Source organism: Emergencia timonensis, assembly GCF_900086585.1.
Taxonomy (GTDB): domain Bacteria; phylum Bacillota; class Clostridia; order Peptostreptococcales; family Anaerovoracaceae; genus Senimuribacter; species Senimuribacter timonensis.
The window spans coordinates 1,154,714-1,168,790 of sequence record NZ_FLKM01000009.1 but is presented as its reverse complement, the minus strand read 5'-3'; the positions used below and the strand labels follow the sequence as shown (position 1 = coordinate 1,168,790).

At 41.6% G+C, this 14,077-nt stretch carries 20 protein-coding genes; 4 read left to right on the top strand and 16 right to left on the bottom strand.

Annotated elements, in window-relative coordinates; all coding sequences use genetic code 11:
* Positions 1–69: 69 nt before the first annotated feature.
* Positions 70–1,668 carry a hypothetical protein gene (locus BN6539_RS16420; RefSeq protein WP_067541009.1) on the bottom strand — a complete coding sequence of 533 codons (1,599 nt, stop codon included), beginning with the start codon at positions 1,666–1,668 and terminating at the stop codon, positions 70–72.
* Position 1,669: 1 nt separating this feature from the next.
* Positions 1,670–2,374 (bottom strand): ABC transporter ATP-binding protein, encoded by a 705-nt coding sequence (locus BN6539_RS16415; protein ID WP_067541007.1) that lies wholly within the window; start codon positions 2,372–2,374, stop codon positions 1,670–1,672.
* Between the two features lie 230 nt (positions 2,375–2,604).
* Here BN6539_RS16415 and BN6539_RS16410 point away from each other — a divergent pair, with 230 nt between their 5' ends.
* The 4 genes from BN6539_RS16410 (at position 2,605) to BN6539_RS22795 (ending at position 4,769) form a co-directional block, all read left to right on the top strand.
* Positions 2,605–3,324, top strand: coding sequence for a DUF134 domain-containing protein (locus BN6539_RS16410; protein WP_067541005.1), 720 nt, complete (start codon positions 2,605–2,607; stop codon positions 3,322–3,324).
* A 202-nt stretch (positions 3,325–3,526) separates the two neighbouring features.
* On the top strand, positions 3,527–4,198 hold the full coding sequence (locus tag BN6539_RS23500) for a CPBP family intramembrane glutamic endopeptidase (protein WP_067541003.1): 672 nt from the start codon (positions 3,527–3,529) through the stop codon (positions 4,196–4,198).
* Between the two features lie 17 nt (positions 4,199–4,215).
* Positions 4,216–4,593, top strand: coding sequence for a hypothetical protein (locus BN6539_RS16400; RefSeq protein WP_067541001.1), 378 nt, complete (start codon positions 4,216–4,218; stop codon positions 4,591–4,593).
* 5 nt (positions 4,594–4,598) lie between these two features.
* The gene (locus BN6539_RS22795) at positions 4,599–4,769 is read left to right on the top strand and encodes a hypothetical protein (RefSeq protein ID WP_207645109.1); all 171 of its coding nucleotides are present in this window, start codon (positions 4,599–4,601) and stop codon (positions 4,767–4,769) included.
* A 103-nt stretch (positions 4,770–4,872) separates the two neighbouring features.
* On the opposite strand, the gene BN6539_RS16395 is transcribed toward BN6539_RS22795, so the two are convergent.
* The 14 genes from BN6539_RS16395 to BN6539_RS16340 form a co-directional block, all read right to left on the bottom strand.
* On the bottom strand, positions 4,873–5,715 hold the full coding sequence (locus BN6539_RS16395) for a DUF5688 family protein (protein ID WP_067540999.1): 843 nt from the start codon (positions 5,713–5,715) through the stop codon (positions 4,873–4,875).
* Positions 5,716–5,792: 77 nt separating this feature from the next.
* Positions 5,793–6,287, bottom strand: coding sequence for a peptide deformylase (locus tag BN6539_RS16390; RefSeq protein ID WP_067540997.1), 495 nt, complete (start codon positions 6,285–6,287; stop codon positions 5,793–5,795).
* A gap of 73 nt (positions 6,288–6,360) precedes the next feature.
* Positions 6,361–6,720 carry a hypothetical protein gene (locus BN6539_RS16385; RefSeq protein WP_067540993.1) on the bottom strand — a complete coding sequence of 120 codons (360 nt, stop codon included), beginning with the start codon at positions 6,718–6,720 and terminating at the stop codon, positions 6,361–6,363.
* 3 nt (positions 6,721–6,723) lie between these two features.
* Positions 6,724–7,119, bottom strand: a complete 396-nt coding sequence (locus BN6539_RS16380) for a hypothetical protein (protein WP_067540991.1) — start codon at positions 7,117–7,119, stop codon at positions 6,724–6,726.
* Positions 7,120–7,128: 9 nt separating this feature from the next.
* On the bottom strand, positions 7,129–7,266 hold the full coding sequence (locus BN6539_RS22445; RefSeq protein WP_156524185.1) for a hypothetical protein: 138 nt from the start codon (positions 7,264–7,266) through the stop codon (positions 7,129–7,131).
* 2 nt (positions 7,267–7,268) lie between these two features.
* The gene (locus BN6539_RS22440; protein WP_156524184.1) at positions 7,269–7,427 is read right to left on the bottom strand and encodes a hypothetical protein; all 159 of its coding nucleotides are present in this window, start codon (positions 7,425–7,427) and stop codon (positions 7,269–7,271) included.
* A 16-nt stretch (positions 7,428–7,443) separates the two neighbouring features.
* Positions 7,444–8,034 (bottom strand): hypothetical protein, encoded by a 591-nt coding sequence (locus BN6539_RS16375; RefSeq protein ID WP_067540989.1) that lies wholly within the window; start codon positions 8,032–8,034, stop codon positions 7,444–7,446.
* Between the two features lie 12 nt (positions 8,035–8,046).
* Positions 8,047–8,997, bottom strand: coding sequence for a hypothetical protein (locus tag BN6539_RS16370; protein ID WP_067540986.1), 951 nt, complete (start codon positions 8,995–8,997; stop codon positions 8,047–8,049).
* A gap of 2 nt (positions 8,998–8,999) precedes the next feature.
* Positions 9,000–10,427 carry a P-loop NTPase family protein gene (locus BN6539_RS16365; RefSeq protein WP_067540984.1) on the bottom strand — a complete coding sequence of 476 codons (1,428 nt, stop codon included), beginning with the start codon at positions 10,425–10,427 and terminating at the stop codon, positions 9,000–9,002.
* The gene (locus BN6539_RS16360) at positions 10,406–11,152 is read right to left on the bottom strand and encodes an AAA family ATPase (RefSeq protein ID WP_067540982.1); all 747 of its coding nucleotides are present in this window, start codon (positions 11,150–11,152) and stop codon (positions 10,406–10,408) included. Before BN6539_RS16360 ends, BN6539_RS16365 begins: the two co-directional genes overlap by 22 nt.
* A 58-nt stretch (positions 11,153–11,210) precedes the next feature.
* Positions 11,211–11,789 carry an SAF domain-containing protein gene (locus tag BN6539_RS16355; RefSeq protein WP_067540980.1) on the bottom strand — a complete coding sequence of 193 codons (579 nt, stop codon included), beginning with the start codon at positions 11,787–11,789 and terminating at the stop codon, positions 11,211–11,213.
* A 2-nt stretch (positions 11,790–11,791) separates the two neighbouring features.
* A complete protein-coding gene (locus BN6539_RS16350; protein ID WP_067540978.1) occupies positions 11,792–12,400 on the bottom strand; it encodes a hypothetical protein in 609 nt (202 codons plus the stop codon).
* 162 nt (positions 12,401–12,562) lie between these two features.
* On the bottom strand, positions 12,563–12,964 hold the full coding sequence (locus tag BN6539_RS16345; RefSeq protein WP_067540976.1) for a hypothetical protein: 402 nt from the start codon (positions 12,962–12,964) through the stop codon (positions 12,563–12,565).
* Between the two features lie 134 nt (positions 12,965–13,098).
* A complete protein-coding gene (locus BN6539_RS16340; protein ID WP_067540974.1) occupies positions 13,099–14,067 on the bottom strand; it encodes a DMT family transporter in 969 nt (322 codons plus the stop codon).
* Between the last annotated feature and the right edge of the window lie 10 nt (positions 14,068–14,077).

Here is a 14,077-nt window from a genome sequence, read left to right as displayed (position 1 = left end):
ATATCTGCAAAACATTTCTTTGTATAATGTCAGAATTTTATTTGTCTATTTTTATTTTTTTACAAACCTCTAGTTCTGGAGCGTTCTAAAAATTTCTGCTCCCTTTGTCACCAAGTAACGGTATAAAACGGCTGAAGCTGCTGCAAACGCTAGGAAAACAATGCAGAGATAGATTTCCGCCGATACCAGATCGCTGAGCAAAAAAGCGTAGAGCAGAACAGGCAGCGCAACAGTTGCCATCGCAATAAACATGGCTAGAAATGGAGCGACTCCCTGTTTGACTGCATCCGTCTCGTTAACCCAGTCAAACTTTGGATAGTTCAAATTGAGAGCGACTCCCGTATAAGCGTTGAAGATGGTCACCACCAACGGGAAGAGCAAAATCATGATCCTGCTGATAATCGTCATATCAAAAGTAAATTCCAGCAAGATGGCACTGATTACGATAAATGGCAGACTCATCAAGATGTGAACGTCAGCCTTTGCCAAAAGGACATCCTTTCCTCTGACTGGCAGGGATTGGGAAATCCACAGTGTTTTCGCCTCGATGGAAATCGTCGGCGCTGAAATAATGGTCAGAGAGGCCATAGCTCCAAAGCCTGCGCAAATCAACGGTCCTATCAGATTGTCTGCACCAGGAAACATCTGCACTATTTTTAGCATGTCTCCGCCCTTGACGAAAAGATAACCAGCCCCTATGAGCATAAACAACAGGCCAATGCCAGCGTTAAACATGTACATCGGACTGCCAAGAAAATGTCTTGACTCTTTGATAATCAGAGCTTTTCTAATACTGCTGGCCTTCAGCGCTTTTTCTTTATAGACAATTTTTTTATGGCCGCGGTTGGTCGTCGCTATTTTGATGAAACTTCTGGACAGTATGTAATATACCAGTGCAAACGGCACGATACAGAAGGCCAGAAAGATCAGGAATGCGACCACGTCTCCATCTGTTATGGATTTTCCTAAATAGTAAAAAGGCGGCAGCGCTTTTTGAATGGCTTCGCCGATAGCGCTGCCATTTTCAATCAGCTTCTGCAGATAATACTGCAGTCTCAGACAAACATACATATAGGCCATAAACAGAATCAAAGTGAGAACCATCATAATCACGTTCTTGTTGCGCATCTTCGTATTGGCCAATGCGATAAGCCAGCCGAACAAAGCAGAGGCTGCAACTACCAGCAGCGGCAGCAATAAAAATGCGATGAGGAAAAACACGCATCCCAGGAAAGTGACCGGAAATTTGCTGCAATAAACAACAGCTCCCGGAATGATCACCAGAAGTTCATACGCGTAGTTTAATATGACGATGGATAACAATCTGGAAGCTAAAATATGTTTTACAGGAATCGGCATGGAAAGCAGCAGATCGTTATCTTTGGCTTCGTAAAGTTGATTCTGCGTGATAAACACACTGCCTACAAAACAGAGCGCAAAGACCAGCACACCCATCAAACCAAAATACAGCCAAGACATGCCCATCTGCGCAAAGACGTCTGCGATACTGGCAAACATGCCTCCAAATAGAACGCCGAAGCAGCCTATGATATAGATACCCAAAAGGACAAACAAAAAGATCTTTCCACCGCTGATCTTCTTTTTGCTCCTGGCAAACATGCCTGCAAACATGGATTTAATTCTAATGAAAACTAAATTTTTCAGCATTTTATTCCTCCAGTTCCAGGAATACTGTCTCGAGAGAGGTGTCTCCCTTGACTTCTTCCATTGTACCCGAAGTGATCAGCTTACCGCCTTTGATGATGGCCACTTTGTCGCAGAGTTTTTCCGCCACTTCTAAAACGTGGGTAGAGAAAAAGATGGCGCCGCCATCGTCACACATCTCCCGCATCAGTCCCTTTAGAAGATGGGCGGCTTTTGGATCCAGACCTACAAAAGGCTCATCCATGATAATCAGTTTCGGTTCATGGATCAAAGCAGAAATAATAGCCAGTTTCTGTTTCATTCCGTGGGAATAAGCGCTGATGGGCTGTGCCAGGTCAGAAGTGATCTGGAACATATCCGCATACTTCTTGATTCGTGCTTCTCGATCTTGTGTTGAAACCTTATAGACATCCGCTATAAAATTCAGATATTTAATACCAGATAAAAACTCATAGAGATCGGGATTATCCGGAATATAAGCGATTGTCTGCTTACATTCTAAAGGATGATCTTTGATGGACACACCGTCTACAAAGATTTCACCTTCGTCAAATTTTAAAATACCGCAGCAGGACTTGATTGTCGTCGTCTTACCTGCTCCGTTGTGGCCGATAAAGCCGTAAATTTCACCCTTTTGAATATGCAGTGAAAGATTATCGACCGCTTTTTTTTCGCCATAAATCTTAGTCAAATTATTAATTCTTAGCATGATTAACCTCTTTCCACTATTTTATAAGAGCCGCGCATCGCCCCTGGCAAAGCAGGCTTTTCAAGGACGAAGCAAACGCTCGCAACAGATGCCGGAAACCTCCGGCATCTGCTGTACTTTTATACATTTTATCATTTTTGTCTAAAGAAATCCATTACAATATAATTGACATATGTTAGAAATGGCGTTATAATATTATTGTCATATGTTAATAACAGAAGGAGGCAGATATGGCTAGACCGAGAAAAAGCAGAATCGTCTATTCCATGCCCAGCACAGAAGGATTTGTTCCTTTGGGATATGCAGAATCTAAGTGCGGCCAGCGTGTAACCATGACGGTGGACGAATATGAAGCAATTCGTCTCATAGACTTTATAGGAATGACCCAAGAAGGGTGTGCAGAGAGCATGAAGATTTCGCGGCCTACTGTCACCAACATTTATGAATCGGCTCGCCATAAATTGGCTGACGCTTTGATTAACGAAAAGATCCTGCTCATCGAGGGCGGGGATTACGATGTTTTTCATGAAAACAAAAAAATAGGCAGATTAGAAAAGGAGAAAGAAAAAATGAAAATTGCAGTTACTTATGAGAATGGTCAGATTTTCCAACACTTTGGACATTGTGAGAATTTTAAAGTTTACGATGTAGAGGGAGAAAAGATTTTATCCGCAAAGGTAGAGAATGCTGCAGGCAGCGGACACGGCGCACTTGCAGGTTTTTTAAAGAACCTGGGCGTTGACACTTTGATCTGCGGCGGCATTGGCGGCGGTGCAAAGACAGCCCTTGCGGAGGCTGGTATCAAACTCTTCGGCGGTGTTTCAGGTGACGCTGATGCAGCGGCAGAAGCGCTCTTAAAAGGAACCTTAGAATACAACGAGAATGTACAGTGCAACCATCACGGACACGGCGAAGGCCATTCCTGCGGCGAGCACAAATGTCACAACTAAGGAATTAGAATAAAAAATTTATCTATGACAGGGGCTCTTCCAAATCGAAGGAGTCCCTGTCCGTTTTTGAAAATTTAACCTCGTCATAAAAGCAATCTGATATATTCCTTAATTAAAGAATTAATTATTGTATGTTATTTTCTTTTACATCAGATACGTTTGTGTTAGAATTATTTTAGAATAAAGAAGGAGGGACTATCCAATGATAAACGCCTATTCAAAAAGCAATCTAACTAGAATCATTATAATCTCAATCACAGCCTGTTTATTAATGGTTTTAATTGAATTAATCATGCAACCGTCATATTGGGTCAAATCAATATTAAAACTGGGAATATTTCTCTTTCCAATCATGATATATCAAAAGATATCTCATCAAAAAAATGAAATTTTCAAATTTGATAAGAAATATGTTAAAATAAGCATTTACATCGCTATAGCTGTATACCTGTTGATAATCGTATCCTACCTACTATTTCAAAATTACATAGATGCAGAACAAATCAAAAATAGTCTGATGGGAAAAGAACACATTAATCGGAGTAACTTTATTTATGTGGCAATGTATATCACTATAATTAATTCTTTTATCGAAGAAGCATTCTTCAGGGGATTCGTTTTTCTGAACATAAAAACATTGGGGTTTTGTAAGTTAGGTGCTATATACAGTGCGCTTTTGTTTTCATTATATCATATAGGTATCATGTCAAGCTGGTTCAGTATCTATATGTTTCTTCTTACCTTGTCGGCATTGTTTGGGGCTGGCATATTGTTGAACTGGTTCGCCTATAAAGGAAAGTCCTTTTTATCTTCATGGCCAATACACATTGCGGCTAATCTTGGAATAAATACGATCGGATTTCTTATTTTGTGAAATACGGGAGAAATTGAATGACTGAAACGAACTATCACTTAAACATTGTTGCAAGCAGAACGCCTTCTTTCCTCGGGCAAATCATACGATTGGCCACAAAATTCAAACATAATCATGTGTCAATCTCCTTAAATGATGATTTGGTTCCTTTATTCTCGTTTGCAAGATATAATTATAACTCGCCTTTTCATGGTGGCTTTGTAGAGGAATCTTGGCTGCGTTATCTATATAGAGATAACGATATTTCAGTTTCAATCTATTCTATTTCGATTAACAAGCATCAATACAATAAAATAGAAGATATATTAAAAAATATAAAGTTGAATGGATGCAGATATGATATGCTATCGATAATTACAAAAAAACCTCTAGCAGAGAAGGATATACCTGTTTAACTTTCGTGGAAAAAATATTAAAAGAAATTGGTGTAGTTGAAAAGAACCGAATTATATCATCAATTCAAGAATTAGAAGAATTATTAAAAGAATATTATATTGAAGATAGAACTATTTGTTCAAAAGGTAAAGGATTATATTTTTGGGGAAGAGACGAATATTTTATTAAAAGGTAATAATTACATTAATATTCTATTTTACATTCATTAAACGACGGATCATCTCACTAATCATGATATGATCCGTCGTTTTAAATTTTGCTTCTGATGACTAAATTACCTATACAATTGAAAGCTTTCCTGATTTTTTCTCATAGAAGTAAACTTTATCGGATAGAATTTCATTTTTCTTCACGACTGTGGCATTGGCTTCCGCCACAATCTGCCGCAATTCTTCCGCTCCCTTTACATAATCTGGTACGATGAAGACTTCGTGGATAGAAGACGGCAGAACATACAAGTTATTGTCAAATTCGTCAGCGATATCTGCAAGCACATCCTCATAGAGCATGACAGCTGCGCCTAAGGTTCTGTATTTATTGGTCAAAATATAAAAATCATCGCTGGCAAAATCTACAGCCCTCGGCATCAGCTTCGGCGTATTTTCTTTTGCCATATCGTAAAGATCTGGCTCAGAAAGTTCAAATTTGTCTGCTAAGTCATTGGTGATGATTGCACTGTTAAATGTAGCGTCAGGCAGTTCTACCATGATCCTATAGATGATAGAAAGATCCAGGAGACTGCGATTAGGTACATGGGCCAGCAGTTCTTTATTCTCTTCCGAATTGACTAAAGCCATGATGACTTTTTCCTGTGGATTTCCCAGTTCTACCTTTGCCGCCATGCCTGCCACATATTCCATTCCCTTTACAAAAAAATCTGCAGTCTTCTCAAGAACCTGTTCCATATCCTTGCAATCTTGATAGAAACTGTACAGTTCGGACACATAAAGATTTGGAACTGCGACAAAGTCTTCTGATGACGGCATCAGATTGACAGATTCCATATATCCGTTTACCTTGGGCACTTTGCTCACTGTAATTTCCCATTCTCGGTATTTTTCAGGTAAAAATTCTTTTAACCTCTCTATCAGCTCTTTTTTAAAGGATTCATAATCCATCATAAAATTCTCCTTTTCACTGTGGCACATGCCACTTTAAAACAAAAATCCGGCAGTCGCCGGATTTTTAATTTACCGTATTATCTATAATCATGAATATCCCCATAGAAAAATGATTTGCTGTCAATGGCTCTCATTGTGGACAATATACCGTCAAGATGATCATACTCATGCTGAATCAGCTCTGAAAGATCGCCTGCCAGATGCATTTGCTGCTTACGCCAGTCCAAATCATAATAATCTACAGTGCACTCTCTATATCGTTTTACTCTTACTAAAAGCCCTGGAAATGACATACAGTCGTCCATGACAGTCATTTGCTCTTCTGTCGGGAAGCGCAGAACCGGATTGATTAATATGACAGGACGGTCTATGTACATATACAAAAGTCTTTTCTGCACGCCAATCTGTGGTGCAGCAATGGCTCTGCCCGCTCCATGAACTCTTTTGTACTCCATCATCGTATCGTGCAGATCCGTTACTACCGATTCGATTTCCTTGATGTTCTCTTTGCGGTATTCCGTACAGGTAACATAAAGCTGCGGGTTTCCCAAAGTCAAAATATCTTTGATCATACCATGTTCCTCCTTATCTCAGCAGGCTTCAACTGTTAGGAAAATTCTATCATATTATTGCCGCTTTTTCAAATTAATATGGCAGATAATCATATTTTGACATAATTTTTAGTCTATCTTTTTCTATAGTTATGGTGACAGATGGTCGTTGAACGTCCTGATCTGCAAAACTTATCTTCCAGATAAGCTTAGAATTCTGCAGATTATAGGCGATAATCTGCTCAGCTTTTTTCATTGCCCTTTTTCTATCAAACAGAAGTCTTCCCTCACCAAAACTTACTTCGTCAAAACATAAAGCGGCTGTCGCCGCTGCTTCGTCCGCCACATATTTTAATTGCTGTTTTTCACGCAGCAGCCGATTACATTGAAATTGATAACTCATTATAGTCACAATTAAAATCACGGCTCCTGTGGTAATGATAAAATTTTTCATAACTCATCTTCCTATGTATTCACTAGTAGTATATCGATCCACCTTATACTCCATCGAATTCTTTTCTTCAGCAAGCCCCCAGAATCCCGGCTGATTGATGATGTTTTTTATGGGAACTTCCACCTTGTAGTGAATCATCTCCCCGCGGAATACAGCCTCTCGATCACCGGTGACCTTTATCTCTTCTATGGTACAGGACAAAATTTGGGCGATTTCTTCTTTCAGCCGTTTTTCATTCTCCTCCTCGATACGGCCTTGCTGCTTGACAATTTCCTTAAAATTATTGACGGCTTGATCCACTGCAGTAACCCGTTGATATAATAATTGATTTTGTGCGAATTGCAATACAAAAACTAACATAATCATGATACAGGCCGTCGAGGTAATTAGATTTTTCATGAATTTCCGTTACTCCTCATACAGTTCTATTGTCCTTTCCATGACGTCCGCACCTGCACTTTTGAGACTATCTTGATCGCCGGCAATCATATTAAAAATCAAGCAGCCCAATACGATGGTTCCTATAATGATCACGAGGTCTTTCATCTTTATCCACCTATTTCCATAGAATTAATGCTGTTGACACCTTGTTCCACCACATTCTGAGCCGCTCCCTGCAGTGAAGTATCGCTTTCACCCAGCACCATCGTATTTACAATGATGACGCCAAGCAAGATGGTGCCGATGATAATGATCAGATTTTTCATAAGTCCCTCCTAACTCTTAAAATGCCTGCCCCAGTAAAGTCAGCGCATCCATGAAGACCACTACAATCGTAAAATTTAACAGAATAGTAAAGACGGAAGCTGTCGCCAGCAACGTGGTAAGCAAACTTTTTCGTTCTGCCCGTTTCATCCCTTTTGTCATGCGCTGAGAAGCAAAGGTTTCTTCAAAGGCCGTCATATGCGTAACGAGTTCTGCCGGATTGATCTGGTCCAGCTTATTCAGGATATTTGCAAATATCTGAGCCTCTTTTATTGGAACTCTGGCATAGAGAATGGAAAAGGCTTCTTCGCCCTTCCCATTTCTGTATGCGGAAAGCATATCGGCAAAAGTATTCCTCAACGCTTTGCTGCTCTCCATTAGCTGTTCCAATATAAAGTCTGAAGCCATAGGCATCTCCCGGTGAACAATTGCCAAATTTTTAAGGACGATACAGCAATTCAAGACTTCTTTTTCAGCCTTATCACTGTGAAGCAGTTTCCATTTTGCCACTAGATCACGGCGACTTTTTTCGGACATCGCTGGCAGCCTATTTCTTGTATATCCTGCCAGCCTTCTGACTTTAAAACCTGTCGTTGTTTTTATTTTCATCTTTTCTGCTCCTTATATATCCATCTTTTCTCTGGATAAAAATCCATTTACCAGAATTCCTGCAACATAGAACATCACCATAATCATGAACCACTTTAAGCCTAAAGCCGTTCCCAATTGATATTTGATGAATTTTGCGATAGTAAAGTCAAAATATTTACAAGCGCCAATGATAGATAGCAGAAAACTGATCGGTGCAAGATATTTCAGCATCAATCTGGCCTCATTATTTTCCCTCTTTCCATGTTCAATCACCTTTCTGCTTTTCGTAATGCTGGACAACAGATCTTCTAAAGCCTGATCTACTCTGATGCCGTGAATATAAGCAAAAAAAATATTAGACGACAGAACATTACCCCAGGCAGTGTCAATAGAGTAACGAAAGACGGAAAGAAGTTTTTCCACTTCTTTTTCTGTCACTGCATTGTTGAGTCCTTTTGCCAGATTTAAAAGAATCCGTTTTGCTCCTGGTGCGCCTTCTATGGTAAATGCCGTAATTTCTATGGCCTCTTTCATGTTATACATGTGAATTTTATAGTTGTTCAGCAGCTCCTGCACCAGCACATCACCTTCTCTGGACCTGGTAACTCTCTGACTATATAACCGTGCCATAATGCTGCAATAAGGCAGAACACCCATGAAACTGCCAAAACACAATGCCATAGTCGGTTCTACCACCAAAGCTGCAATGGCCGCCGTTCCGATAAAGAGTATTGCACTAACCAGGTAAAAGGTTTCTGGATTATTGAAAAACTTCTTCATATCTGCTCCCTCGATGGCGATATTCACATGTTCGCTGAAACTTCCATATTGTTTTAACCTCTCGTCATCAGTCATATGCTTCAAGTTCCGCCTGATCTGTATTCTGTTTCTGACTGTTAGATACAGCGAATAGAGGAGAGGAAACTGCCAAAGCGCAAGGCCTGCAAAATAAACTGCATAGATCCATTTTGTCATATTCATTTTTACTCCTTATAATAAGCGGGGTGGATCATCGTCTGCTCTCTTAAGCAGTGCTTCAAAGACAAGTCATGGAGCATGTCCGCCATTTCCTCAATCTCTTCTTTCTGTTCCGGATACTTCTTTATCTTTGCTGTGCAGCTGCCGCCATTCCAATACCACTGCCTCTGCATAAAATCGTAACTGCAGAGCCTTCTCACCAGAACTCTGTCGTTTTCCATATCATAGGAGTATTCTAAGATGCCTTTCATGACTTTTTTCCCTTTGTCCTCCGGCATTTGACTTAGCTCTATGACGTAATCAAAATTCTTAAAGACCTGTGCAATTAACTCTTTTGTATGACCGCCAAATCGTTCTCTGATTTTAGAGGCCATCTTGTAAGGTATATTCAGGCCGTCGTTGTCGTGAATGGTCGCTTTGCTCCTGGTAGTGCCTGTCGAAGTGATATCGAGAGCCAGGCTGAAAGCTGCCGCATCCCTCATCTCTTCTAAGAGAACGTAATCGTTGTCCCCTCTCAGAAGAGATTTTGTAATACTCTCTAACTGCGACCCATCAGCGACCAGCTGCATAATTGGCGCCTCCGGCATGATTCTGTGCCAGGGCGTCTCCGGGTCTGTGGCAATAGCCAATCCCTCAAGGGTTGGATCTTCATTTCTCTGCCAGATCTGCATGAATGTCGTCTTTCCAGAGCGAACCTGTCCAGCAAAAATAACGTTGAAGCCGATGGCAATCATCTTGAGAAACAATGCGATCGCCTCTTCCGGTATCGTGCCTTTCTCTGCTAAATTCGCAAAGGTCAAATCCTCCAATACGTATTTTCGAAAAACCATAACGTCCTGCCCGTCCTTGGTCCTTTCGCCAGAATAGATGGTAATGCGGATTCCATTGTGAAGGTAAACTTCATGAAATCCGTACTCTAGTCGTTCGTAAGGTGTTGCCAATAGCAACGTCCTCTTCAGTTGTTGTCTGCGGCGTGCAGAAATTCTCTGAGGCTGAAGCTGTGACCTGCCGTCAATTAAACAGTAAAGCCGGTCTCCAATCAGTTTAGCAGAGGACGACGCTCGATACTTTTCTTCCATATCGTATGCCCAGGGTGCAAGGCCTGCAAGACCATATAGCTCAGCAAATACACCTTCACAGAGATTGGGATACCAGTCAGGATGCCACCGATCTGACAGCTTCTTGTCTATAAGGATCTCTTTTATCTTTTCCTTATAAAATCTGGTTTCCTCCTCAAACCCCATGATCGCCCGCTTTTCCCTTTCTAGCTTTCGGTTCTTAGATTCGTCATTGGTTTCATTCCACTCTTTATCAAACTCTGCTTCTACGACTTGGCAGACCGCATAAAACTGATCAATGTACGAAGACTCCGCTGCCTCTTCTTTAGAAAGGGCCTTATTGAGATAATCCTCTAAGCAAAACTCTTTTTCCATGTCTTTTCCTTCTTGGGGGTCTCTTCAAAATCCGCTACGATTTGTTCTATGGATTTTGCAAATTTGTGAAAGTGCATCAGTGTTCTCCCCTCCATTTCCATCTGCCAGCCATATTCCAAATACGGTACCATGGATGCGTTTTGTATTTCACAGAGGCTTTCAATATCCCGTTTTAAGAATAACGCTGGATCTTTCATATATTTGTTGATAATTAAATGACCGTCCAGGCCGAGGGGTTGTGTAATATTTTTCTTCATCTGAATCAGACGGTGAATCGCCTTTGACTGCTGGGTTGTAACAAAATAGCGGCTATCCGATACATTCAGTGCAGATATCATGAGACCCAGATTTGCATCGTTTCCCGCATCGATGACGATATAGTCGAACTCGTCAGCCACAGAAGCCAGCATGACTTCGTAGGTGTTCTCCGGATAGTATTTGGATGTAAAAGGATTTCTTACTGAAGATATGACAAAGAGACCCTTGGATTCTATTATCACCTGTTCCATATCTTCATAAGATACTTTTCCGCTGATAATATTAGCCTTGATATCATCGAGAGAGTATCTGCCGTCTCCGTTCATAAATTCCTCTCCGTACTTACCGCTTCCTTTAATCAAAAGCACCTGCTTACCGCAGGTTTTGAGACATTCGGCAATTGATTGAGAAATCATCGTCGTGCCGACTTGGCTGTCTCCGCCAAAGAATCCAATTATTTTTTTCATTTCTCCTCCTAATGGCGTCACCCCAAGATCAGAGAGAACTCGGGGCGACGCCTCATGCTTATGATACGCCGACTGCTTCTGCTGCGTTTGTCGTATAAGTTATGACGATTTCATCTCCGCGGCTGGCAATCTTAGAAAGCGTTTCAGCCTGGCTGGCGGAAACCACAACCTCATAGGATTTCCCCTCTTCCTCCGCATATGAGAGTATTGCGGAAGTTACAAACTTGCCATTAGAGTAGAAATACGCCCTGTCGCCGCGAGTCATAGTCTTTGGTGCAGACAGCAGCCAGTCTGCTGGAATGGATAAGATGTAGCGATCCCGTTTTTCATCTGCAGTCAAGCCTTCTTCGACGAAGTATTCTCTGAACAGCGGTGCTCCTTTGTGGATAAAAAAGGCTGCTTCGCGGCCAATAATACTTTTCTTATCCGCACTTTTTAGTTGATCTTCCTCACCGATATCCATCTTTACGGTGCTGATCATATCCTCTGTAATTACAGTTCCTTTTTCTACATTCTGTGAAAACGCCAATACATCTTCATACAGAAATCTGTTCTTTCCCCACTTTTCCCAGGTGAACAGTGCTGCAATACTGACTAGAATTAAGACGATTCCAATGATTTTCTTTCCCTTCTCCACAGTTATTCCTTTCTATGCATCAACCAGTATTTGTGCAGATCGTCTACGGTTACCTGCTGCATGTCCTCGCAGTGATTGCCGTCTATGACGGCGGAAAAAACAAACTGCAGACTCTCTTTTCCGTCTCTGCCCCATCTGTTTATCATGGAGTTGTCAAAGAGTGCGCCTTCCCATATTCCTCTTTTTCTGCGAAGAGTGGTTTCATATGGACTGTCCTCAATCCTTACTTTGATCATTGATGGCTGTTTTTTTCCTGACACCACAGCCGATAGGCAGAATTTCTCTCCAGACCAATAGACATCGGACGCTCTCAGCCACTGTTCCTCCCCGCTGTCTCTGCAGTAAACATTAAACGAGTTTCGATTATTTTCCCACTCCTCTGTGTGAGATACCGTTCCCACTAAAACCGCTTGCGCAACTTCTTTTTCTCCGTCATCAGGGGGTTCAATAGATGGCTCCTGCTCTAGCGTGTCCTCTGACTCGCTGACGCTTGCCATTTGGGATACATACGGTTGGTCCTCGTACGTGTAATCGGCAAATGTGAAGACTGCCATAAAAGTCAACAGAAAAATCCCTCCTGCGCCCTGCCTTAAAATTCTCGCTCTATTCATATTCCTCCTTTCTTTATCATTAGAGAATCAACGAAAAAAGAGACTGCAGCCGCAGTCTCTTCCCATTTACTTCCATTTATTCTCAATATCATATTACCACACTTTTCTTCCTCTTTCAATACATTTATTTGTATTTAAGTAATTATTTTCCACAAACAGATTCTACATAATAGATAGATTCTTTGCGACTTGATATAAAAACCGCTGTTTCCATACCCGCCATAGCTTATTAGGATATCCTTTTCCTGAAGTCTTAAAAATGATATTGCTCAAGACAAAGGTCCGATAGCTCTCGGGTACAATGGTAAGCGCTTCTCTAATCGCCTTGATTCGATCCTCTAAAATGGCCATTTCTAAAGCGTGGTTTTCTGTGGGCCTGCTCACCAGCGATGTGTGCTTGCCTTCACAGATCAGACTGCTGCTGCAGGCCTTCTTCTCTCTTTTCAGTTCCTCTAATCGCACCTCCATTCTCTCTAAGTCCCTGACAGCCCAAAGACTCTGATAATATACTGGATCTGGCATCACGTATTCTTTAAATTTGGTCTGTTGCCATTCTCTAGCCATAACTTCCTCTTTCCGAAACCTCTATCTAATTTTTATCATATTTTACATATAATGTCAAATCCTTTTTGAGCAGTACACCCAACAAATGAACAAAGAAAAAGAGGCCTTGTCAGACCTCTGTTATCTCGTAAGACTTATTTTCCTTCCGCAATCTCAGCCATTGGCCCTGCATCTGCTTCTGCAGCAGGCTCCGTCAACTCTTTGTTTCCCAAAGAGGAAAGACAAACGCCTGTGATGGTCAGGGCGACGCCTGCAACCGTATACCAGCCAAAGGGGTCCCCAGCAAAGACACAGCCTGATATGACGCCTACCGCAGTAGTAGAGTTCGTAACCAGGTTGGTACCGATGGCCGTCGGCAATTTGCCCAACACGAAGTTAAAAATCAGGTAGCAAAGGCAGGAACAGCAGATACCTAAGAACAGCACGCCGATCAGCAGTTTTATATCTGTCAGACAGGCCCTATAGCCGCTGAGCCCATAACCCATAGCAAAGCTGACGCAGTTAAAGAAAATGCCTCCCATGACAGAAATGCTGAAGGTGACTTCGACGGCGTCAAATTGTTCTGCCGCTTTACTGCTGGAGTAAGTGTAGAACGCGCCTGTCAGCACGGCGCAGAACAGAATCAAATAGCCCAGACCCTTTCCTCCAATTGAAAAGTTCGGGGAAAAGGCAACGCAGATAACCACGCCGGCAAAGGCCATGATAATGGCGAGAATCGTTCTCCTGCTGTTTTTCTTATGCAATATTACAGATCCGATAATCAGAACCATCAAAGGAATCGTCGCAATAAAGATGGACGATTCTGAGGTCGTAGTCAGTTTGACGCCGACAGTCTCGAAGATGGAATAAATACAAGGCTGTAAAATACCAACAGTCAAGACCAGTTTGATGTCCTTTCCCTTGTATTGAATCTTTATGACCCTGCATGCCGCTAAAAGTAAAAAAATCAGCGCTGATACTGTCCAGCGCATGGCCAGGAGCTGAATCGGCTCAAGACTCTTCAGGGTTACTGTAATTCCAAGATAGGAGAATCCCCAGCACAGCGCACAGAGCGGTACCAATGCGTAAACAAACCACTTTTTATCGGTTATTCTTTCTTTCATATCGTATTAA